A 19,677-nucleotide genomic window follows, 5' to 3' on the forward strand; every position below is an offset into this window, starting at 1 on the left:
TAGATGAGTCAGATGATTGAGAATAATAACACATAGCGACTTGATATTAAGACTCCCTTAATAAGAGAGTTGTATTTTTGGATACAAAAAATTTTATTAAGTAAATTAAAGTTTAAGGACAATTTTCGACAATTTACAGTACAGTATCTCAAAACGGGTGGCGCTCGCACTGCGCTTTGAGTACGATCGGACTTGTGTAAATCACCCTGATTGTCGAATAACAAATTATTTGTCGCTTTTAAAAATTAATGCCGTATCGCTCCGAGGAGCTGAAGTCCTTGCTAGATATGGATTGTAGCAGCTTTTTACCCCAAAAGTACAGCAGTGATTTTAACACGCTCGTTGTCGCTATTTAAACTTTTCAGAAATTCTGTGTTGCTTCTTAAAAAACGCGGCTGGCAAAAATTAGGGCAGCGTCTAACAAATTAAGGATCGTTTTTTGAAAAAACAGCTTAGAAGGTTGATTAGAAAATCAAATTGCTCTGGAGGCGTGTTCGTGATACGGGATTGTACCCGATCGATCCATTTCCGTTGAGGCGATCGCTCCCTTGAAAACGGTTGCAGGACACCCAGACGCTTTTTTGGCGCGATCGCACCCTCGCTCAAATGTCCGAAAACATTCCCATCACCTACTTTCCCACTCGCCATACAATTTTCCTAAGTTTTGGCGTCGCCAGGGCTGCAACTCTCAACGCCGATCGCATTTGCATTTGCGTCAACGCTTTAGACTATTCCGGCTATCGAGACTGTCGCCCCGATTATATTCAAGCCATACAACAAGTATTGCGGTTAGGGACAAGACAAGGAAGAGAAGGCGAAGCAATTTCTATCTCAACACCGCGGATTGAGCTAAACAAGACAGAAATTATTAAATTAGGCAATAATTGGAGAGTGCCTTCGGAAAAAACTTAGTCTTGTGACACCGACGGTGAGGTTGCTTGTGGCGTTTGCGATTCCTGTCACTTACCACGGGCAGCGTTTAAGCAGTTAGGTTTACAATATCCGCTGCCTTACGCTGCTAACCCAAACACCGATCAAAAATTTTCTTAAAGATTTTTCCGCACTGGAGTTTAACCAATGGATAATCTCTTTTAATCAAAGCTTATTCCAAATAGCTTATAATAGTTATGAATTTTTCAACTGCCACTAAAATTCCTAAAAATTATGAAGAGGCGGCCTTTTGTTGGGTTCTCCCTATTGTTTGTAGCAAGCTGTTCTACAACAGTAAATCAATCTAATCGCAGTTTTTCCAATTTGGCCGCCAGTGAACCAGAAACCCTTGAATTTGCTGTAACTGATATTCAGGGCTCAGAAGATTTACAACAAAATTATCAAGCATTTCGGACTGTTATTGGGGAAGTTTTGGAGAAAAAAATTGAATTTTTCCCCGTAGATAACTATATAGAAGCAGCCGTAGCTCTCCAGTCTGGTCAGCTAAAATTAGCTCTAACAGGACCATCTGAATATGTGATTATGCGGGCCAGGACAAATGCTGTTCCCATCATTGCCATCACCCGCCCCAACTATCACTCGCTTATTCTTGTTCCTGCCAATAGCGAGATTAAGTCCCTAGCACAGTTGAAAGGTAAAACAATAGGTATGTGGGAAGTAGGTGCAACTGGCGGTCATCTAGGCCCGATTAAAATTCTCATGGATGCTGGCTTAAATCCCCAATCCGACTTCCAAATCTCAATGTTGGGAAAAAAAGGTTTGCAAGCTATTAAAAAACAACAAGTTGAGGCATTAGGAATTGGTTTGAATAGATACAAAGATCTGCTAAAAATAGACGGCTTATCGACCAAGGATTTTCGGATTATTGCCACAGGGGTACCCTTACCTAGTGACTTGTTTGTTGCTAGTAGCAACCTGCCTAATACTCTTGTGGAAAAAATCCGCACTCGCCTGGTAGAAAATCAAGACAAGCTAATTGAAGCAATTTTACTGGGGAAAGCTAATGATAAGTATCAAGGAGCTAAACTGGTGCCAGCAAACGACAGTGACTATAACATGATTCGTGAAGCTTATAAAGCCATTGGTCAGGGTAATGTCTTTTAAGGTTAATTTTTTTTATGTAAGACCGAATGTGTAGTAGAGCTTTAGTCCTTAATCCATAAACTATAGGGAATATTGCCCCTACTACGAATAAGAGACTTTATTTATGTGCATTTACGAATAAAATTGTTAAAATTTAGTTCAGGTTGCCAGTATGCAAAAATTTGAACAGGGAGAAAATGGGGCGGTGAAATTCCACAATCTTACCCTCAATAGACGGAACAATAAAGCCGCTGTCACGGAAGGATCTCGCGACATCAAAACTTCTATCCGAAAAACTCCCTTGACTGCCATTAACCGCTTCATTTCTGGCTTAAGCATTGCCAAAAAAATTACTTATGGCTACTCGCTAGCAATTGGAATAGCCGTACTAGGAACCACAGGGGGAATGCTCTTTGGAGACTATTACCAAAAGCAAGCTTTCCAAGCTCTAACCTTCGCTGATGAGCAACAAGATTTGCTCATGGATTTAGAATATTCCGTGCAAGCCGTGCAGTCACATCCCAAACGCTTAATCTCAGTTTTGGGAGATTCAATCTGGTTTGAATATGAAACTGCTAAGTTCTTGGAAGATGTGGATGTAGTCCAAAAAAATATTGCAGAAATAGCTTTTTTTACGGAAGAACATTCCACAGAATTAGCAGTAAATTCTGCTGAATTAAAGGAACTGTTAAACGGTTACACAACTGCGACAGATTCGTATTCTCAATTGCTCAAATCTTTTTGGCTAGAAATAGCTCCCTCCTTGCTAAAACCAGAGGAAGTTGAAGAGGCACAGCAGCAAGTATTGGATTTAATTAGAGGGGATAAAGCAGTTAAGCTCGATGTGAAGTTTGAGCGGCTGTCAGAGAGTTTGAGCTTGATGACACAAGTAGCTAAGGCACAGCAGGGACAAGCTTACATTAATTTTAATAAAGCTGAGGACTTGCGAGTGCAAATCATCGTAGTGAGTATGTTAGGGTCAGTCGCTATCGCTATTTTTCTAGCCATCTGTACCAGCCGCGCGATCGCCCTTCCTCTCCAAGCGGTAACCACCGTAGCTAAAACTATTACTCAACAAGCAAATTTTGATTTGCAAGTACCTGTCACCACAGAAGATGAAGTGGGCACCTTAGCCAAATCCATCAATCAATTAGTTGAATGGGTAGCAGAATACACCCATGAATTAGAACAGGCTCGCCAAACTTTGGAAGAGCGAGTAGAACAAAGAACAGAAGAACTTACAGCAGCCCTTTACGAACTCAAACACACCCAAACCCAGTTAATTCAAACCGAAAAAATGTCCAGTTTAGGCCAGATGGTGGCAGGGGTAGCCCATGAAATAAACAACCCTGTTAACTTTATTCACGGCAACCTAGAATACGCCAACCAGTATATTATAGATTTGCTAAAGTTAATTCGTCTCTATCAGGAGGAATACCCGCAACCCACAGAGGCGATCGCAGAAGAAATCGCAGAGATAGAACTAGACTTTCTCAGAGAAGATTTACTAAAACTGCTTGAATCTATGAAAATCGGTTCAGAACGCATCAGGCAAATAGTTTTGTCTTTGCGAAACTTCTCTCGTTTAGATGAAGCTCAAATGAAATTAGTTGATATCCATGAAGGCATTGACAATACACTATTGATTTTGAGCAGCCGCCTCAAGCAGGGAATTGAAGTTGTCAAAAACTATGGAGAATTGCCCAAAATAGAGTGTTATCCAGCGCAGCTAAATCAAGTATTTATGAATATTATAGAAAATGCGATAGATGCACTCGAAGAGTCCGGGGATAACTATAAAAAAAGTAAAATTCCTCAGATTTTAATTCAGACGCAAAAGTTGGATAGTAGCCAAATTATGGTGCGAATTAGCGATAACGGGCCTGGCATTTCACTCGCAATCCAAAGCAAGCTATTTGACCCATTTTTTACAACTAAAGCACCAGGAAAAGGCACTGGTATTGGCCTCGCGATTTGCTACCAGATTGTGGAAAAACATCGGGGTAAAATAGAGGTAATTTCATCTTTGGGAGGGGGAGCAGAGTTTGCGATCGCACTCCCCGCCTCCTCTCAAACTTGAAGCTAGGTATTGTCTATTATCAGGACATTAATGTGTTAACAACGACAAATAATTTGTAATTCGACATATGGAGAATAGCGGACTCGAACCGCTGGCCTCTGCGGTGCGATCGCAGCGCTCTACCAACTGAGCTAATTCCCCTGATTGAGTTTTAATTTAGCATTTTAGATGCGGGATTGCCGAATCTAAAAGGCTTACAGGTCTTGCTTGCTCTCACGTTCGCAGACCGTCACCTACAGTAGCACGTAACTGCTAAAAAGGTCAAGTTTTTTCCGCAGCCGACTCAGTGGGAGCGATCGAGCAAACTTGCGCCACTCTGTCCAACTCTAAATCAGCAAAATAGTCCACCGTCCAATTGGCTTGGCGCTGGATCATGTGAAACGGGTAAGTGTGAGTCACACCCGCAACCTGAATCCCCGCTTTTTTCGCCGCTTCAATCCCCGCAAAACTATCTTCTAGCGCCAAACACTCGATCGGTTGCAGGTTAAAGTCGGGATATTTCTGGTTGAAAAGTTCAACAGCCAATAGATAGCCGTCGGGTGCTGGTTTGCTCGCCGTCAAGTCGTCGCCTGCGACAATGAACTCAAAGTTTGCTGCCAAACCGGCCCGATGTAACACCAATTCTATCTCCGATCGCATTGCCCCGCTAACTACGGCCATTTTTAGTCCGGCGACCCGAATTTTGTCAATAAATTCTGCCAAACCAGGATAAATCGGCACTTTCTCCAAAGTATCTATTTGAGCTTTGTAAGCTTGGGCCTTGCGCTGCAGCAGTCGCTCAAGATATGTTTCTGTCAGAAATCGTCCCCGGCGCTCTAGCAGTGCGGTAATGCAAGCGCAATCGCTTTTTCCCAAACAAACTTCTCGAAACTCCCCACGTTTGAGCTGGAGATTTTCATCGAGCATCAATCGATCGATTATTTTCTCGTGAATTGGCTCGTCATTAACAATCACGCCATTAAAATCAAATAAAACTGCTTTTAGAGTCATTAGTCAGTAGTCAGTAGTCATTAGTTAGTAGTCATTAGTTAGTAGTCATTAGTCATTAGTCATTAGTCATTAGTTAGTAGTCAACAGTCAGCAGTCAGCAGTCAACAGTCAGCAGTCAACAGTCAACAGTCAACAGTCAACAGTCAACAGTCAACAGTTAATAGATCAAGCAGGAGCTGGAATGCCCGGTAAATCCCCATCAAAATCAGGAGTTCGATCGCCCAAATTCCACCCCCTCGCCACCCTCACCTGTTCCAAATCTTCCCCCGGCAAAGGTTTCACGCCATGTGTCACCTGATTCGCCCACCAGTGTTCGTGAGTTTGCACCGCCGCGAATCCAGCCGCCCCCGCCCAAGCATCGAGGCTGCCAGCCGCGTAAGACTTAATATAAGGCTCCTCAAAGATATCAGTCAGCCACTCTGTCTGCCGCAAAGTTTTTTGATTTCCGTCCAAAATTGCCACTTGTCCCCCAACCTTCAGCAGTCGGAAGCTTTCTCGCAAAATTGCCCGCGACACAGCAGGCGGCGTCTCGTGAAACAGCAAGGAAGCTGCGACTAAATCAAAGCTGGCATCGCCAAAAGCAACGCTTTCGGCATTTCCGTGCAACCACTCGATATTTAAGCCTGCTTTTTGCGCTTTCATGTCGGCAACTACCAGCATATAAGGCGACAAGTCCAAGCCGACAACTTCCGCTTCGGGAAAGGCTTGCTTGAGCATGAGCGTTGTCGAACCGGTGCCGCATCCCAAATCTATAATTCGGCGCGGTTTCACCCGCACAGCGTCAATTAAGCCTTGCCTGACGACTGTTTCGTGGGGAGGCAAAACATATTGCGTGATTGGATCGTAGGAAACGGCGGCACTGGGGTTGAGGTAGCCGCGTTTAATGCCGTGAAAGTTTTGGCTGGTGTAATATTCGGGATAAACTAAGTCGGGTTGTCGGTAGCGATCGCCCGCTGTTTCCCAGTCGATACCTTCGTAGAGTCGTTTCAGTGCTTGTTCGTCGATCGCCAGTCGCATCAGGGGCGACAAAAAGCGCTCGAAAATTGTATCCTTGCCAACAGCCATAAAACACCTTTAACAAAAACTCTTCTAATTTTAGCCAACGGCCGTCAACTTAGCATTAATTAAAACTTTTTGTCCCCTCCAACATCTTCCCTCGAACCTCTATCCCTTACCTCGGTTACAAACTCCGTGGGCTTCCATTCCCACTTCCTCCTGATACCAGTTTCCAAAAATAATGCAACTATAGATAATATCCAAAACCTTGTATTATCAGTCATTCCCAAATTGAAAATCTAAAATCTAAAATCTAAAATACTCTTACTTTCCGTTACTAATAGGAATTTTTACCAAAAACTCCGTCCCGCCGCCGGGAGGTTGAGAAATTTTGATGCTGCCGCCGTGTCCATCCACTACAATCTTGTAGCTAATTGCTAACCCCAAACCAGTGCCTTGGCCCACTGGTTTAGTAGTAAAAAATGGATTATAAATTTTGTCTTTAACGCTGTCGGGAATGCCGGGGCCGTTGTCGGCGATCGCCACTTTCAGAAATTTACCGCCATTTTCGCGAACTACTCCCGTGGAAATTGTAATGATTTTATCTAGGCGATCGATCTCGTTCAAGGCATCGATCGCATTGCTCAGCAAGTTCATAAAAACCTGATTGAGCTGAGACGGATAGCACTCGACTGAAGGCACTTTTCCGTATTTCTTGACTATATAAATTCTATTTTTGATGCGGTTGGAGAGCAACAGCAAGGTATTTTCTATACCTTCGTGAATATCCGCCTGCTTTTTGTCAGATTCATCGAGGCGAGAAAAGTTACGCAAAGAAAGAACGATGCTGCGAATGCGTTCGGTTCCTATTTTCATAGAATCCAATATATGCGGCAAATCTTCCTCGATAAAGTCTAACTCGATTTCTTCGGTAAAGTCTGCGATTTCCGGGGGGACTTCCGGGAACTTTTGTTTGTATAAACTCACCAATTCTAATAAATTTTTAGTATATTTGCTGGTGTGAGGTAAATTAGCCGAAATGAAGTTAACCGGGTTGTTGATTTCGTGCGCTATCCCAGCTACCATTTGACCTAGTGATGACATTTTTTCGCTCTGCACTAAATGAGTTTGAGTCTTTTTCAGTTCATTTAAGGCACTATTAAGGAGTTTTACTTGGTCTTGGGTTTGACTGTAAAGGTGAGCTTGAGTAATTGCGATCGCCAGTTGGTCGGCTACCGCTTTTAAGAGTTGGATTTCCTCCTTGCTCCAAAGCCAATGAGTAACGTGGCTGCAAATTAAATAACCCTGCGGCTGGTTCTGAGTATGGACAGGTACGGCTAAATAGCTATTAGCTTTAAATTCGGGCGGTTGAGTTACACCCTCCGCCCAAGTGTCGCTCGAAAGAATAATTGGTTCGCCTTGAGCGCTCCGTACTAACACATTTTCGAGAAAGTAAGGCTCAAACTTTATGGCTTGTGTCCGAGAATCAGATGGGCAACATTCCCAGAGGATTTGTAACATTTTTTCTTGCGGTTTGTACCAACCAAAAGCCGCCCGTTCTAGGTGCAGCAAACTTGCTATTTCTTCGACTGTACTTTGCACAATTTGGTCTAATTCCAGGGAAGCGCGAATGCGTCCAGCAATCCGGTTGAGCATGGCTTCTCGCTCCGCTTGAGCGCGATTGTTTTCGGAGGAGTAAATTAGCCAAATGGCTGCTAGCATTGCCGGGACGAGCAGTCCGGCGACTACGGATGTCAGCAAATTTAATGCTTGCAGTTGGGATTCAATATTTTCGCGGGGAATTACTAAAGCCATCGACCAGTTAACTTCCTTGAGGGGAGCATAGGCCACATACACCCATTTATTATCTATTTTTACCAGTTCGATGTTCGTCTGGCGGTCGATCATCTGCCGCGCAATTGTGGAGAGTGCGGGGTCTTGTGACTGTAAAAAGCTTGGGGTCTCCCGGTCGATATTTCCGATTAAGTTACTGTTGGGATGAACAATGGGCACTCCTTGTGAATTGAGCGCAAAAGCATAACTGTCAGAACCGTACAGTAAGCTGTTAGCGACCGATGTTACTCGGTCTAATTTAATGCTGCCCGATAGGGTTCCAATTACTTGATTGGGAGCGGGGGGTAAGGCCCAAATAGGAGCTGAAATGATGATCGTCGGAACTTTTGTACTGCGGCCGATCAGCGGGTCGGAAACGTTGAGCTGCCCTGCCATTGCTTTTTTAAAGTGTTGGCGGTCTTTGTTGTTCGCGCGGTTGCCTAGAGTGTTGATAAACGAGCCGTCCGGTTGAGTTAATGACAGGATGAAATACTCTTTTAACCTGTATATTTCTCCTTGCAACCTGGGTTCGACTAATTTCCAATTGAGAGTGTTAACCGTAGGATCGTAAGCAAGGGTTTCTATTTCTGCTTTGCGAGTGCTGAGCCAGCGGTCGATTTCGTCAGTGCCTTTTTCTAGTTTTAATAGTGCTATTTGCTTTAAATTGTCGAGGATTAGCCCGCGCACAAAAAAATAGCTGATGCAAGCAGTTGTGCTAATGGTTAAAGCCGTGGTGGCCAGAATTAGCAGGGTCAGCAAATGGCGGCGCTGCCGTCTGTGCTGCCAAAGACTATGCGCTTGCTGCCACCTTGATTGAGCAGAATTGGTGATGTTTTCCCAAAAGTGGCGCAGGTTTTTTGTTTGGTGTGGGGGCGCCGCAGACACAGATCCGGCTTGATTTGCTGGGTTTTGCATCATCAAATGTTCTCTCCGAATCAAATTCATCAAACGGTATTGGTCATTCGGCAGAATTAATATCAGGCAAGTCGTGAGACCACTTTCAGAAAATAATGCAACTGTAGGCGGGTGCTCCCGACCCTGGTAGTCATCAGTCATTCCGAATCTAAAATCTCAAATCTCAAATTTAAAATGGTATGACTTGCATTCCTGACTCCAAACAATTCTTATTCCGAGCGCACGATCGCCTTCTATTTTGGCATCAATTTTATATTTCGACCTTCGGTTTACCTACTTGAGGTTAGTGCTTTACGATATCTTTAATATCTATCTTGTTTGTATAACAAAATAATTGTAAATAACACAGAGAAAATACGGACTTTTTTAAATTAGCAATGTATTATAATGTATGGGAAAAACACTATTGACAATTTTACCAATTTGCGCTGTGGTTTCAAGGGGAAATTTTTTCGTCTAAAGCTTTCTTAGCCAAGCGGGTTGCATAAACGGTGAGGGCGATCGTTGCTAGCAAACCAATGCCGTAGAGAGCCCACTCAGCAGCAGTGCGCGATCGCCCTTGCGCTCCAAGTGCAGTCAAACTCCCGGCCAGGGAACCGATATATACATACATGACAGTTCCCGGAATCATGCCGATCCAAGATGCCAAAAAATAGTCTTTTAAAGATACCTGCGTGACTCCGAAAGCATAGTTAAGCAAATTAAACGGAAAAATGGGAGAAAGCCGCGTCAGCAGCACAATTTTCCATCCTTCAGAAGCAACTGCGGAGTCGATCGCCTTAAATTTTTGATTGCCCTCTATCTGTTTGGAAACCCAGTCGCGAGTTAAATACCGCCCTACCAAAAAAGCGCAAGTTGCGCCTAAAACCGAGCCGATGGAAACACAAACCGAACCGCCAACGACTCCGAACAAAACGCCAGAACCGAGAGTCAGCAAAGAACCAGGGATAAATAGAACCGTTGCTACAATGTAAATTAGAATAAAAGCTGCCGGGCCCCAAGGGCCGAGACTCGCGATCGACTCCAAGGCATTTTTCAAAATTCCTTGGAAGTTGAAAAACTTGGTCGCAGCAATTAAAGCCACAGCTAAACCAATCCCTAAAATCAGCTTCCACCTGTTTGATGTTGGGGGATTTTCACCGGGCGATCGCGAATCATTCATTACCTCAACTCTCCACTCTCAATAATATGGGCATGGGGCATTGGGCCCAAAAGCATGGGGAATCGGGAATCGGGAATCGGGAATCGGGAATCGGGCCCAAGAGCATAGTTTCTTCCTTCTTCCTTCTTCCTTCTTCCTTCTTCCTTCTTCCTTCTTCCTTCTTCCTTCTTCCTTCTCAAATCAAAGTACCGCCGCAGCTAGAACCGCAACCCGCCGTACAGCCATAACAATAAGCAGCAGTTTGCACCTCTTGAATCACATCTAAACTGCCAGATTCGAGCAATTTAGCAACAGTTATCTTTTCCCCGCTGCCAGTTTTCGCGGGCAAATTTTCCATTTGGTTAAAATCGCAGTCGTAGACATTGCCCAAATAGTCGATCGACAATTCGTTACGGCACATTAAATGTTCCAGAGTACCGGGGTTAAAATTCTCCTCCAAAAACCCGAGATAAGGCTTGTGCAGTTTCTTATGTTCCAAATGAAACTTAGTCCGTCCCACCGGCAAATTAGTAATCGCGAACAATTGATTAAAACAAATCCCAAACTGTTCGGCTAAATAAATCTTGTAATCTTGCTCTAACTTGCCTTGTTCCGGTGTTAGCGAAAACTTGTCTGTAGCCGGCACTTGTGGATTGTACACCAAATCTACAATTAAATTTGGGTTTTTTCCGTATCCCAACTGATTTAGCTTTTGCAGCGCCCGAATCGAACTGTCAAAAACACCGTTGCCGCGCATTTTGTCCACATTGTCAGCTTGGTAGCAGGGAAGCGACGCCACAATTCTGAGTTGGTGCTGCGCGCAATATTCGGGAATATCTTCAAAACCTTTTTCAAAGTAAATCGTCAAATTAGAACGAACAATAACCTCTTTACCTGCCGCCCTGGCAGCTTCCGCTAGCGGTTTAAAACCGTAAAGCATTTCGGGAGCACCGCCGGTGAGGTCAACTGTTTTAATTTGAGGAAAGCGGCGAATTATTTCAATTAATTGGTCGCAAATTTCCGGGGAAAGTTCTTCTGTTCGTTTCGGGCTAGCTTCTACGTGGCAGTGAGTGCAAGCGAGGTTGCAGCGTTTGCCGAGATTAATTTGTAAAACTGTAATCTGCTTTTTAGTTAAAGCTGAGTTAATTTTGTTTTTGAAAGGCGTGACTGCTGTCTGAATCATGTGCTAACCTTTTGGTCTGTTCTCGCAACGAATGTAGAGGCGTTCCAGCGGAACACCTCTCATAATTTAGCACTAATTCTTTGGATGCGACAGCGACTAATTTGAATGATTGGCAACAAAGTTAATTGAAACTCACATCTTGCACCATTCTTAAGAACAGGCTTTCCGGCCTGTTCCACAAAAGTTAATTTTCTTGTGGGGTGGGAATCCTGCCCGCCCGTCTACTTAATCTTACTTGAGAGAGTCAACTAATGTTTCAACTCGTGCTTTAATTTCATCTCGAACCCGGTGAAAAGTTTCGATGGGTTGTCCGTCGGGGTCGTCGAGTTGCCAATCTTCAAACACTTCTCGCAATACCCACGCTTCGGGTAAATTCACGCCACAGCCACAGAGAGAAATTACGGCATCGTAGTCTTCTGCATTGAATTCGTTTAATGGGTTGGATGTTTGATCGGTGATATCAATGCCGATTTCTGACATGACTTGAATTGCTGTCGGATGAACTCTGCTTGATTCTAACCCGGAACTGGTGACTCCAATCTGGCCTGCTCCGATGGTTTTAGCGAATCCTTCTGCCATTTGCGATCTGCAGGAGTTTCTTTTGCAAACGAACATTACTTTTTTCATGGTTTTTGTGAGTTGTTGGTTCTCGGTTGCTGTGGGGGTTCCGGCGGTTTCTAAGCGCCCGGTAATTCAAGGGCGCGATTTGCTAGTGCGATCGCCTCTTTAGCTGCTTGTTCCTTGCGTTCGCTGTAGCGATCGGTCAAATAGTCCGTTTGCTCCCGCAACAGCAGGGTAAACTTGTACAGTTCCTCCATCACGTCGATCGCGCGATCGCGATAAGGCGAATCCTTCATCGTCCCATCTTCATTAAATTCCTGATAAGCTTTCGCAACCGAAGACTGGTTCGGAATCGTAAACATCCGCATCCACCGGCCCAAAATTCTCAAAGTATTGACCGCATTAAAAGATTGCGAACCACCGCTAACTTGCATCACCGCCAAAGTTCGGCCTTGAGTCGGTCTGACAGCCCCAATGCTTAAAGGAATCCAGTCAATTTGATTTTTCATAATGCCGGTAATATTGCCGTGCATTTCTGGACTAGACCACACTTGACCCTCCGACCACAGGCTCAATTCCCGTAATTCTTGAACCTTCGGATGCGTATCGGGAACGCTACCATAAATCGGCAATTCTAGAGGATTAAAGAACCTAACTTCGGCACCGAAGTCCTCAATAATTCTCGCCGCTTCTTCCGCCAACAAGCGGCTGTAAGAACGCTCTCTCAAAGAGCCGTATAGAAACAAAATTCTCGGTTTGTGCGTAAAATTTGCCATGATACTTTCAATTAAAATCCCGAAATCCGTTAGACAATTCCCGATAAACTGCGACTGCTAATTGTGCTCCCCAAATAGGAGCAACCCAGTAAACCCAATGGTGATCCCAAATGCCGCCAATTAAAGCCGGCCCGAGAGAGCGTGCCGGATTCATGCTAGCTCCGGTAATCGGCCCCATAAATGCAGCTTCTAACCCTACAGTTAACCCAATTGCTATCCCGGCAAAGCCGATGTGAGCGCGTCTATCTAGTCCCGAACCGAGGATAACAAACATTAAGATAAAGGTCAAAACTGTTTCTAAAATTAGAGACTGCAACCAGTGACCATTGAGAGGGATAGTTGCACCGAGATTTGCTACTTCACCTAAAGTAATTAGCAGCAGTTGAGAAGCTGCGATTGCACCCGCACACTGCGCTAAAATGTAAGGCAAAACTTTGTATTTTGGGAAAAAACCGCTCGCCCAAAACCCTAAAGTTACAGCCGGATTAAAGTGTGCACCGCTGATGTGTCCTAGGGCGTAAATCATCGCAGTTACTACTGCACCAAATACAAAACTGACGCCTAAATGAGTTACGGAACCAGCGCTAGTTTTGTTAACCATCACCGCGCCGGTGCCTGCAAAAACCAAAATAAATGTACCTAGAAATTCGGCGATCGCCTCTCGCCTGCAATCTGGCCGAGTACAAGCTAACCTATGAGCTGTTGCATCCATCGCTCTCAACTAATTGGTTCCCTGCCATCATATCAAAAAAAATTTATATGTCAATCATCAAACACTCCATATCAGTATTTGAGTGATTAAGAAATGTTGATAGGTTAAACCGCGTCGGAACAGGGGCGCGCCGGCAGGATCTGGCTGAAGCGGCGGTATTCGGCGAGGTATAGTTCCAGGGCGACAAACTGAGCTAAATTGAGGCTGTAGTAGATCCAGCGGCCTTCTTGGCGGCTGCGAACTAAACCGGCTTCTTTTAGGGTTTTGAGGTGGAAAGAGAGTTTAGGCTGAGGGACAGAAAGTCGATCGCACAATTCGCAAACGCACAACTCCTGTTCTCGCAGCAACTCCAAAATCAGAATCCGCAGGGGGTCAGAAAGAGCGTGAAAGCCAGCAGCGATCAATTTATCTGCAACAGGTGGCGCGATCGTAGAATTTTTAACCATAAATTACCCTTAAATTTTTATTCAAAAACTCCCGGCGCGATTTCTTGTTTTTACCGTTAGATTTGATCGGGTTACCCTTTGATGACAATCCCAAATCAACTGCGAACTCTTTCTCTTCTAGGACTAACGATTAATTCTCTTACCGATGCAACACCCAGTAAGCGCAGCCGCTGATCGCAGCAGCAATTGGCAAGGTCAAAATCCATGATAGTAGAATCTGATAGAAAACGCGCACATTAGCTTTTTTTGAAATCAATCCAACACCAAAGATTGAACCTACCGAAACATGGGTAGTAGAAACTGGAAGTCCATAGCGACTGGCAGCAATAACTAAAAATCCCGTCACTAAGTTTGCCACCAGCCCTTGACCGGTATTCATTGCTGTAAGCTTTTTGCTCATTGTTTCTGCAACTTTTTTAGCATTCAATAAACCGCCGATAGCCATTCCCAAACCTACTGCTAAACTTCCCCACTGAACTGATATTGATTGACCGACTAACATCAGCGAAACAATTTTCGGAGTATCGTTCAACCCTCGGGCAAAACTGACGATTCCCGCACTCATAAAATGGCAAACATCCACTAACTTTTGGCTGGGAATTTGTATAAAATTTCCCTGGTACCTTTGCGTGCATTTATCTAGAGAATCGACCGCGACATCAGCGGTTGTGATGCACTTCAGTATGTTAGTTGCATCGGGCTGGGGAATGGGAATAATCTGTTGAATTTGACCAGCGCAAATACACCATTCTTTCTGGATTCCTAAACAAACTCGCAGGTAGCGAGACAGCGCATAAATTAAAGCTCCTAATAGAATCGCAATCATGGGACTCAGCAACAAAGGCATTAGAAAACTTTTCTGCAATGCAGAAAAATTAACTTGAGTACCAATTGCTACTAAACCTGCACCGCTAAGGGCACCTGTAAGACCGTGAGTTGTGGAAATAGGGAATCCAGTTAAGGTAGCAAGAATAACGGTTAAACCCGCAGCGATCGCGACTGCCAAGTGAAAATCTGTGCCATTGGCGATCTCGTCTGGAACTAGCCCTTTTCCAGAAAAGCTTTTTACCAGCGTTTCTGCTAAAAAAATAGAAAATACTGAACCTGCAAAAGTTGTAATCGTTGCCCAACCAATTGCTGTTTTATAGTTCGTCGTCTGACTGCCAAAAAGTGTCGCCACGCCTTTAAAATTATCATTAGCACCATTGCAGTATGCTAAAAAAAACGTGGCGATAAATAGGGCAATAAGTAACATTTTCTTACTTAGAATAAGTGGGGTTTATTTAAAACTGTTTTTGGCCCGGGCCGCGACAGCACCGAATTTGATTGTATAGGCACAGTTGCCTCAAATAAAATAACGAAAATATTAAGATTCATTTGGAAGGCGAGCGATCGCATCTTAATTTCGCGCCAGCAAATGGACACGATATTGAACGATATTATAATTTAAGGCTCGGCGATCGCTTCAGGTACGCTCAACCCACCCATTCACTTAGGATTCTGTACCCTTGCCGGCACATCTGTCAGTCCCGCCTTCTGCATCAGCGAAATCACCCCTATAGACAGAATTCCCCCAATAATTGCCCCGACAACTACCAGGATAATAAAGACTTTTTGCAGAGTTTTTTTAGTTGCCGGGTGGTACTGTCTCGGCAATGCTTCACCTTGATCGTCAACTTCTTGCTCCAAGGGGTCTAGGGGATTGGAGGGATTTGAGTTAAAGGGATTGGGCGCTTGATTCATGATTAGTTTGAGTTAAAGGAGATTGACAACTATTTTAACTTGCGATTTAGCCTCGCAGCTTAAATAATACATTCTGGTTTTACTCACTACTCTATAAATTTTATTAAGATTGCTAAAATACGGATTAACCCGGTTTATTGAATAAACCGGGTTTTTCAACATACTAAAAGTTTTATGTCACGCTTCTGCTTTTGACAGGCGATCGAGAGAAATTGTTGCCGCCTTAGATACTTGAGAATTACTATCTTTTTCTAAGTATTTCAAAGCCGAAACGCTCTTAACACTCGGCAAATTGCCCAAAGCTTCAGCCAGCCTCTGGCGAATCAGCCAATCTTCCGACTGAGCAAAATTGAGGATGCGATCGATCGCCCCAAGATCTTTAATTTCTCCCAAAGCCGAAATTGCCGCCTGCTGGATCACCACTTGCTCGCTGTCGAGAGCTTTCAGCAGCACGTCGCGGGCCCGGGGATCTTTGAGATTTCCCAGAGAAACAGCAGCACTGAAGCGCACCAGCCATTGAGTATCTTCGTAAAAAGCCCGCACCAAAGCGTCAAAAGCTCTGATATCTTCCAGATAGCCCAAAGCACCCGCAGCGTCAGCGCGAATGCCGTAATCCGGGTCTGTTTCTAGCAATTTGACTAAAATAGGATAGCACTCTGCTGTCGGTTTGACCCCGAGAGCAAACACAGCCATCGATCGCACTTGCAAACTTTCGTCGTCCAACACCTTTTTAATCAAAGGCACCGCCTCTGCAGCAGGCACATTCCGCAAGTTGGCCAAAGCCACCATTCGATCGGCTGAATTTTGGCTTTCTAACTTGGCTGCAATTTGCTCTAAGCTTAAAGTTGTCATTATGGATAAATCTTGTAGTAAAACTTTACATTCGGGTTATTTTGATTATAGGAGAGTCTCAGGAGAAAAGCAGGCAGTAAAAACCGCCCAAGGATTTGAGATCGGTGAGATTGCGAATTAGTGGCACCATTAATCTAAAGCTCAGATTGCGTGGAAATAATCAATGAGAAAGTTTATTATTTAAATCCCAAGCACAGGCGAGGTGTTTCTGCCGTTCCCTAAGGCTTTGCCCGATAGTTAGCCGCCCTCTGACAACCTGCAATCAACTATGCCGTTTAACCACCCGCCCTTTTACTCCTCAGCCTTAGAACAAGCGATCGACCGCTACCCCCTAACTGCCGGGCCAGAAACTTCCTTAGCAGCGGCGATCGCCCTGATGAGTCAGTTGCAAAACAGTTGTCCCCTAGTCAAAACACCTGTACCCTCAGACCGGGGGGGGATGACCGAAACCTCCCCGCCGGACAAGGTGCGAGCCCGGTGCGTGATCGTCGTGCAGAACCAGCAGACTATTACCACAGGGAACTTATCCGATAGCCCCAGGCGCGGACTGTTAATCGGCATATTAACTCCCGCCGACTTAGTGAGGCTGATAGCTTCTGGCAAAATAGACACCCAGCACAAAGTAGCCCTGCACAAAATACCAATTTCTGAAGTGATGTCCCCGGTTTCGGTCTCCCTCACAGAATCCGACGACCAAGACGTGTTTACCGCTTTATCCTTATTTCGCCAGCACAAGATTCGCTATTTGCCGATCGTCAATCAATTGGGCCACTTGTTAGGAGTGCTGACGCGGGAAAGAATTCGCCAAGTATTGCAGCCTTCAAACATTCTCAAATTGCGGCGGGTAGCAGAATTGATGACTACGCCAATTACAGCACCCCACACCGCCTCGCTGCAGAGTATAACCGAACTGATGTCTGAGCATCAAGTCAGTTGCGTAGTCATCACAAAAAATAAAGAATTAACAATGGAGAAGCCCAAAGATGACTATACCTCCATTTTTCACTATTCCTTTCACCAACCCCTGGGAATTGTTACCGAATACGACATCGTGCAGGCACAGTTTCTCGAACTAAATTTCGAGCAAACCCCAGCTCAAAAAGTCATGAGAACTCCCCTGCAATTTCTTCAACCTTCCGATTCCCTGTGGACGGCCCACAAAGAAATGGAGCAGCAACAAGTGCAGCGGTTGGTCGTGTGCGGGGGGCGCGGAGAACTGTTGGGAATTATTACTCAGACCAGCTTGCTCAGAGTCCTCGACCCCACCGAAATGTACCGAGTTGTCAAACAGTTGCAGCAGTCGGTTTATCAGCTCCAAGCCGAAAAAGTGGAACTGTTGCAAAGCCGCAACGCCAAACTGGAACAGCAGGTGCGGGAACGGACTGCAAAACTCCACGAACAATTGCAGCGCGATCGGTTGTTAACTCACATTTCCTTGCGGATTCACCAATCCTTAAACCTCGAAGAAATTCTCAACGCCAGCGTCGATGAAGTCCGCCAAGTTTTGCAAGCTGACCGAGTAGCAATCCTGCATTTAGAGTCCAGCAATTACGGCATTGTAGTGGCAGAATCAGTTGCCGAAAATTGGCCTTCAATCTTGGGAGAAATCATGCCGGATAATATTTGGCAAGAATCTGCTTCTGTGATCGAACAGGAAATTTATGCGGTTCCGGACCTCGACCAAGCCTGTTTGAGCGCCGAAAAATATGCGCGGTTCCAGCAAGCGCAAATCAAAGCTTATTTGATTGTACCAATTTTGCAAGACGGCAATTTGTGGGGGATGATGTGTGTCCATCAGTGTTCCCAATCCCGTCAGTGGCAACCTTCGGAAGTGGATTTGCTGCTGCAACTGGCAACTCAAATCGCGATCGCCATTCAGCAAGCCCAACTCTATCAGCAAGTCCAAAATCTCAACACCGACCTGGAACGCCAAGTCCAAGAACGCACCGCCGAATTGCAGCAAAAAGTTCACGAACTCCAGCATTTAAACGTCCTCAAAGATGAATTTCTCAGCACCGTTTCTCACGAACTGCGGACGCCTTTAGCTAATATAAAAATGGCTATTCATATGTTGAGAATTTCTCCCACGCTAGATCGGCGCCAGATTTATCTAGAAATTTTAGAAACAGAATGTACTAGAGAAACAGATTTGATTAATGCTTTGCTAGATTTGCAGCGGCTCGAAGCCGCAACTTGTCCGATCGACCTCGAACCAGTAAACTTAGAAGTCTGGCTGCCTACTATTATCGACCCGTTTTACACCCGGGCCCACGACCGCCACCAGGATTTGCGAGTAGAGTGCGATCGCCACCTCCCCACGATCAGTTCCAACCGCGCTAGTTTGGGACGAATTTTAGCCGAGCTCCTCAACAATGCGTGCAAATATACTGCCAATGACGGCGAAATTTTTCTGAAAGTTGAGTGCAAAAACGGAGACGGGGAACAGGGAGGACAAAGGACAAATTCGCGACAAGCAAGTGCCGTGGCTTCAGAAATCCAATTTACACTCAGCAATCAATCGTCCATTTCCATAGAGGAATTGCCTCGAATTTTTGAGAAATTTTATCGAGTTCCCAACGCCGATCCTTGGAAACAAGGAGGTACAGGTTTGGGTTTAGCTTTGGTTCAAAAACTTGTCGAACAGTTGCAGGGAAAAATTGAGGTTGAAAGCCGGAATGGCTGGACTAATTTTACCGTCACATTTCCTACCAACCCGGATGGAAATTAGTCCGCCATCAGTCAATTTTAGATTTTAGATCTTAGACTTCTGCCTAAGAGGTTCGGCGAGCGCTTAGTCAAGTCGCGCTCACCTGACGGGGTGACAACCCCGTCAAAACCCGTAGTGGTGGCGGATTTACCCAACTTGAGCTAAAAAAAGATGGGGTCGAAATTATTAAGTGGCCCCATCTGTTAATTATGTTTCCTCAATCTTACCAGAACCATTTAGAAAAACAACTCAAACCAGCAGAATACCTGACTCTCAAAATTCTGGTATATTTGTTGCAGAGCCACAGACAGGTTAGTATTGAATTGCTCGCTTCTTTCTGGCCCTATCCAATTCAATTTGAGAGCCGGAGGCGTAGTCTGCAAAGATTTCTCAAATTAGACTGCCTCCACATAGAAAGTCTGTGGTTTCCGCTGGTCAAAGAAATTTTAAAAGCCAAATTTAAGAAATCGAAACCTTTGAAGCTTGCGATTGATCGCACTCTTCGGGCGATCGCACAACGTATTTATGCTCAGTCTGGTCTGGCAAAAACGAAGTATCCCCTTATACTGGCGACTACTAGACAAGAGAGGATGTAGTAATATCTGCGAACAACAAGCTCTAATTACCTGGCGGGGTGACAACCCCGCCAAAACCCGGAGCGGGTGAGGGGTTGACCGACTTGTGGTAAAAAAAGATAGGTCAGAAGAA

General features: G+C 44.8%; 17 protein-coding genes, 1 tRNA gene and 1 pseudogene. 5 read left to right on the top strand and 14 right to left on the bottom strand.

Annotated features, from left to right (window positions below; all coding sequences use genetic code 11):
• Positions 1-588 precede the first annotated feature (588 nt).
• The 3 genes and pseudogenes from QUB14_RS20735 to QUB14_RS20745 form a co-directional block, all read left to right on the top strand.
• Positions 589-1,050, top strand: a pseudogene (locus QUB14_RS20735) (7-cyano-7-deazaguanine synthase); the annotation flags it as partial.
• Between the two features lie 204 nt (positions 1,051-1,254).
• On the top strand, positions 1,255-2,055 hold the full coding sequence (locus tag QUB14_RS20740) for a PhnD/SsuA/transferrin family substrate-binding protein (RefSeq protein WP_333297303.1): 801 nt from the start codon (positions 1,255-1,257) through the stop codon (positions 2,053-2,055).
• Between the two features lie 151 nt (positions 2,056-2,206).
• Positions 2,207-4,114, top strand: a complete 1,908-nt coding sequence (locus QUB14_RS20745; RefSeq protein WP_333220054.1) for an ATP-binding protein — start codon at positions 2,207-2,209, stop codon at positions 4,112-4,114.
• A 68-nt stretch (positions 4,115-4,182) separates the two neighbouring features.
• Here the strand turns inward: QUB14_RS20745 and QUB14_RS20750 are convergent.
• The 14 genes from QUB14_RS20750 to QUB14_RS20815 form a co-directional block, all read right to left on the bottom strand.
• Positions 4,183-4,255 (bottom strand) — tRNA-Ala (locus QUB14_RS20750).
• A gap of 120 nt (positions 4,256-4,375) precedes the next feature.
• Positions 4,376-5,104: an HAD family phosphatase gene (locus QUB14_RS20755; protein WP_333220052.1), complete on the bottom strand. Its 729-nt coding sequence runs from the start codon at positions 5,102-5,104 to the stop codon at positions 4,376-4,378.
• Between the two features lie 165 nt (positions 5,105-5,269).
• The gene (locus QUB14_RS20760; protein WP_333220050.1) at positions 5,270-6,169 is read right to left on the bottom strand and encodes a methyltransferase domain-containing protein; all 900 of its coding nucleotides are present in this window, start codon (positions 6,167-6,169) and stop codon (positions 5,270-5,272) included.
• Positions 6,170-6,424: 255 nt separating this feature from the next.
• Positions 6,425-8,989 carry an ATP-binding protein gene (locus QUB14_RS20765; protein WP_333220048.1) on the bottom strand — a complete coding sequence of 855 codons (2,565 nt, stop codon included), beginning with the start codon at positions 8,987-8,989 and terminating at the stop codon, positions 6,425-6,427.
• Positions 8,990-9,284: 295 nt separating this feature from the next.
• Positions 9,285-10,010, bottom strand: a complete 726-nt coding sequence (locus QUB14_RS20770; protein ID WP_333220045.1) for a TVP38/TMEM64 family protein — start codon at positions 10,008-10,010, stop codon at positions 9,285-9,287.
• The gene (locus tag QUB14_RS20775; RefSeq protein ID WP_333220043.1) at positions 10,010-10,189 is read right to left on the bottom strand and encodes a hypothetical protein; all 180 of its coding nucleotides are present in this window, start codon (positions 10,187-10,189) and stop codon (positions 10,010-10,012) included. Before QUB14_RS20775 ends, QUB14_RS20770 begins: the two co-directional genes overlap by 1 nt.
• Complete coding sequence (gene arsS / locus QUB14_RS20780; RefSeq protein ID WP_333220041.1) at positions 10,186-11,172, bottom strand: arsenosugar biosynthesis radical SAM (seleno)protein ArsS; 987 nt, start codon at positions 11,170-11,172, stop codon at positions 10,186-10,188. Before arsS ends, QUB14_RS20775 begins: the two co-directional genes overlap by 4 nt.
• A gap of 231 nt (positions 11,173-11,403) precedes the next feature.
• On the bottom strand, positions 11,404-11,799 hold the full coding sequence (arsC, locus tag QUB14_RS20785; RefSeq protein WP_333220039.1) for an arsenate reductase, glutathione/glutaredoxin type: 396 nt from the start codon (positions 11,797-11,799) through the stop codon (positions 11,404-11,406).
• A gap of 50 nt (positions 11,800-11,849) precedes the next feature.
• The gene (arsH, locus tag QUB14_RS20790; protein WP_190732268.1) at positions 11,850-12,509 is read right to left on the bottom strand and encodes an arsenical resistance protein ArsH; all 660 of its coding nucleotides are present in this window, start codon (positions 12,507-12,509) and stop codon (positions 11,850-11,852) included.
• Positions 12,510-12,516: 7 nt separating this feature from the next.
• Positions 12,517-13,221: an MIP/aquaporin family protein gene (locus QUB14_RS20795; RefSeq protein ID WP_333220036.1), complete on the bottom strand. Its 705-nt coding sequence runs from the start codon at positions 13,219-13,221 to the stop codon at positions 12,517-12,519.
• A gap of 104 nt (positions 13,222-13,325) precedes the next feature.
• Positions 13,326-13,667 carry a metalloregulator ArsR/SmtB family transcription factor gene (locus tag QUB14_RS20800; RefSeq protein WP_333220034.1) on the bottom strand — a complete coding sequence of 114 codons (342 nt, stop codon included), beginning with the start codon at positions 13,665-13,667 and terminating at the stop codon, positions 13,326-13,328.
• 139 nt (positions 13,668-13,806) lie between these two features.
• Positions 13,807-14,922, bottom strand: a complete 1,116-nt coding sequence (locus QUB14_RS20805) for an inorganic phosphate transporter (RefSeq protein ID WP_333220032.1) — start codon at positions 14,920-14,922, stop codon at positions 13,807-13,809.
• Between the two features lie 233 nt (positions 14,923-15,155).
• On the bottom strand, positions 15,156-15,410 hold the full coding sequence (locus QUB14_RS20810) for a hypothetical protein (protein ID WP_006633832.1): 255 nt from the start codon (positions 15,408-15,410) through the stop codon (positions 15,156-15,158).
• 177 nt (positions 15,411-15,587) lie between these two features.
• A complete protein-coding gene (locus QUB14_RS20815; protein WP_333220030.1) occupies positions 15,588-16,262 on the bottom strand; it encodes a HEAT repeat domain-containing protein in 675 nt (224 codons plus the stop codon).
• A gap of 268 nt (positions 16,263-16,530) precedes the next feature.
• On the opposite strand from QUB14_RS20815, the gene QUB14_RS20820 reads away from it, so the two are divergent.
• Positions 16,531-18,990: a CBS domain-containing protein gene (locus QUB14_RS20820; protein WP_333220028.1), complete on the top strand. Its 2,460-nt coding sequence runs from the start codon at positions 16,531-16,533 to the stop codon at positions 18,988-18,990.
• 188 nt (positions 18,991-19,178) lie between these two features.
• Positions 19,179-19,565, top strand: a complete 387-nt coding sequence (locus QUB14_RS20825) for a hypothetical protein (protein WP_333220026.1) — start codon at positions 19,179-19,181, stop codon at positions 19,563-19,565.
• The last annotated feature ends 112 nt before the right edge of the window (positions 19,566-19,677 follow it).

Origin of the sequence: Microcoleus sp. B3-D2 (genome assembly GCF_036705345.1) — a bacterium.
In the GTDB taxonomy this organism is placed as follows: domain Bacteria; phylum Cyanobacteriota; class Cyanobacteriia; order Cyanobacteriales; family Microcoleaceae; genus Microcoleus.

Excerpts from the sequence above, each read along its gene's own strand:
- QUB14_RS20745 (WP_333220054.1), top strand. The coding sequence starts at position 2,207 with ATGCAAAAATTTGAACAGGGAGAAAATGGGGCGGTGAAATTCCACAAT.
- QUB14_RS20755 (WP_333220052.1), bottom strand. The coding sequence starts at position 5,104 with ATGACTCTAAAAGCAGTTTTATTTGATTTTAATGGCGTGATTGTTAAT.
- QUB14_RS20760 (WP_333220050.1), bottom strand. The coding sequence starts at position 6,169 with ATGGCTGTTGGCAAGGATACAATTTTCGAGCGCTTTTTGTCGCCCCTG.
- QUB14_RS20765 (WP_333220048.1), bottom strand. The coding sequence starts at position 8,989 with ATGACTGATGACTACCAGGGTCGGGAGCACCCGCCTACAGTTGCATTA.
- QUB14_RS20770 (WP_333220045.1), bottom strand. The coding sequence starts at position 10,010 with ATGAATGATTCGCGATCGCCCGGTGAAAATCCCCCAACATCAAACAGG.
- arsS (WP_333220041.1), bottom strand. The coding sequence starts at position 11,172 with ATGATTCAGACAGCAGTCACGCCTTTCAAAAACAAAATTAACTCAGCT.
- arsC (WP_333220039.1), bottom strand. The coding sequence starts at position 11,799 with ATGAAAAAAGTAATGTTCGTTTGCAAAAGAAACTCCTGCAGATCGCAA.
- arsH (WP_190732268.1), bottom strand. The coding sequence starts at position 12,509 with ATGGCAAATTTTACGCACAAACCGAGAATTTTGTTTCTATACGGCTCT.
- QUB14_RS20795 (WP_333220036.1), bottom strand. The coding sequence starts at position 13,221 with ATGGATGCAACAGCTCATAGGTTAGCTTGTACTCGGCCAGATTGCAGG.
- QUB14_RS20800 (WP_333220034.1), bottom strand. The coding sequence starts at position 13,667 with ATGGTTAAAAATTCTACGATCGCGCCACCTGTTGCAGATAAATTGATC.
- QUB14_RS20805 (WP_333220032.1), bottom strand. The coding sequence starts at position 14,922 with ATGTTACTTATTGCCCTATTTATCGCCACGTTTTTTTTAGCATACTGC.
- QUB14_RS20810 (WP_006633832.1), bottom strand. The coding sequence starts at position 15,410 with ATGAATCAAGCGCCCAATCCCTTTAACTCAAATCCCTCCAATCCCCTA.
- QUB14_RS20815 (WP_333220030.1), bottom strand. The coding sequence starts at position 16,262 with ATGACAACTTTAAGCTTAGAGCAAATTGCAGCCAAGTTAGAAAGCCAA.
- QUB14_RS20820 (WP_333220028.1), top strand. The coding sequence starts at position 16,531 with ATGCCGTTTAACCACCCGCCCTTTTACTCCTCAGCCTTAGAACAAGCG.
- QUB14_RS20825 (WP_333220026.1), top strand. The coding sequence starts at position 19,179 with ATGTTTCCTCAATCTTACCAGAACCATTTAGAAAAACAACTCAAACCA.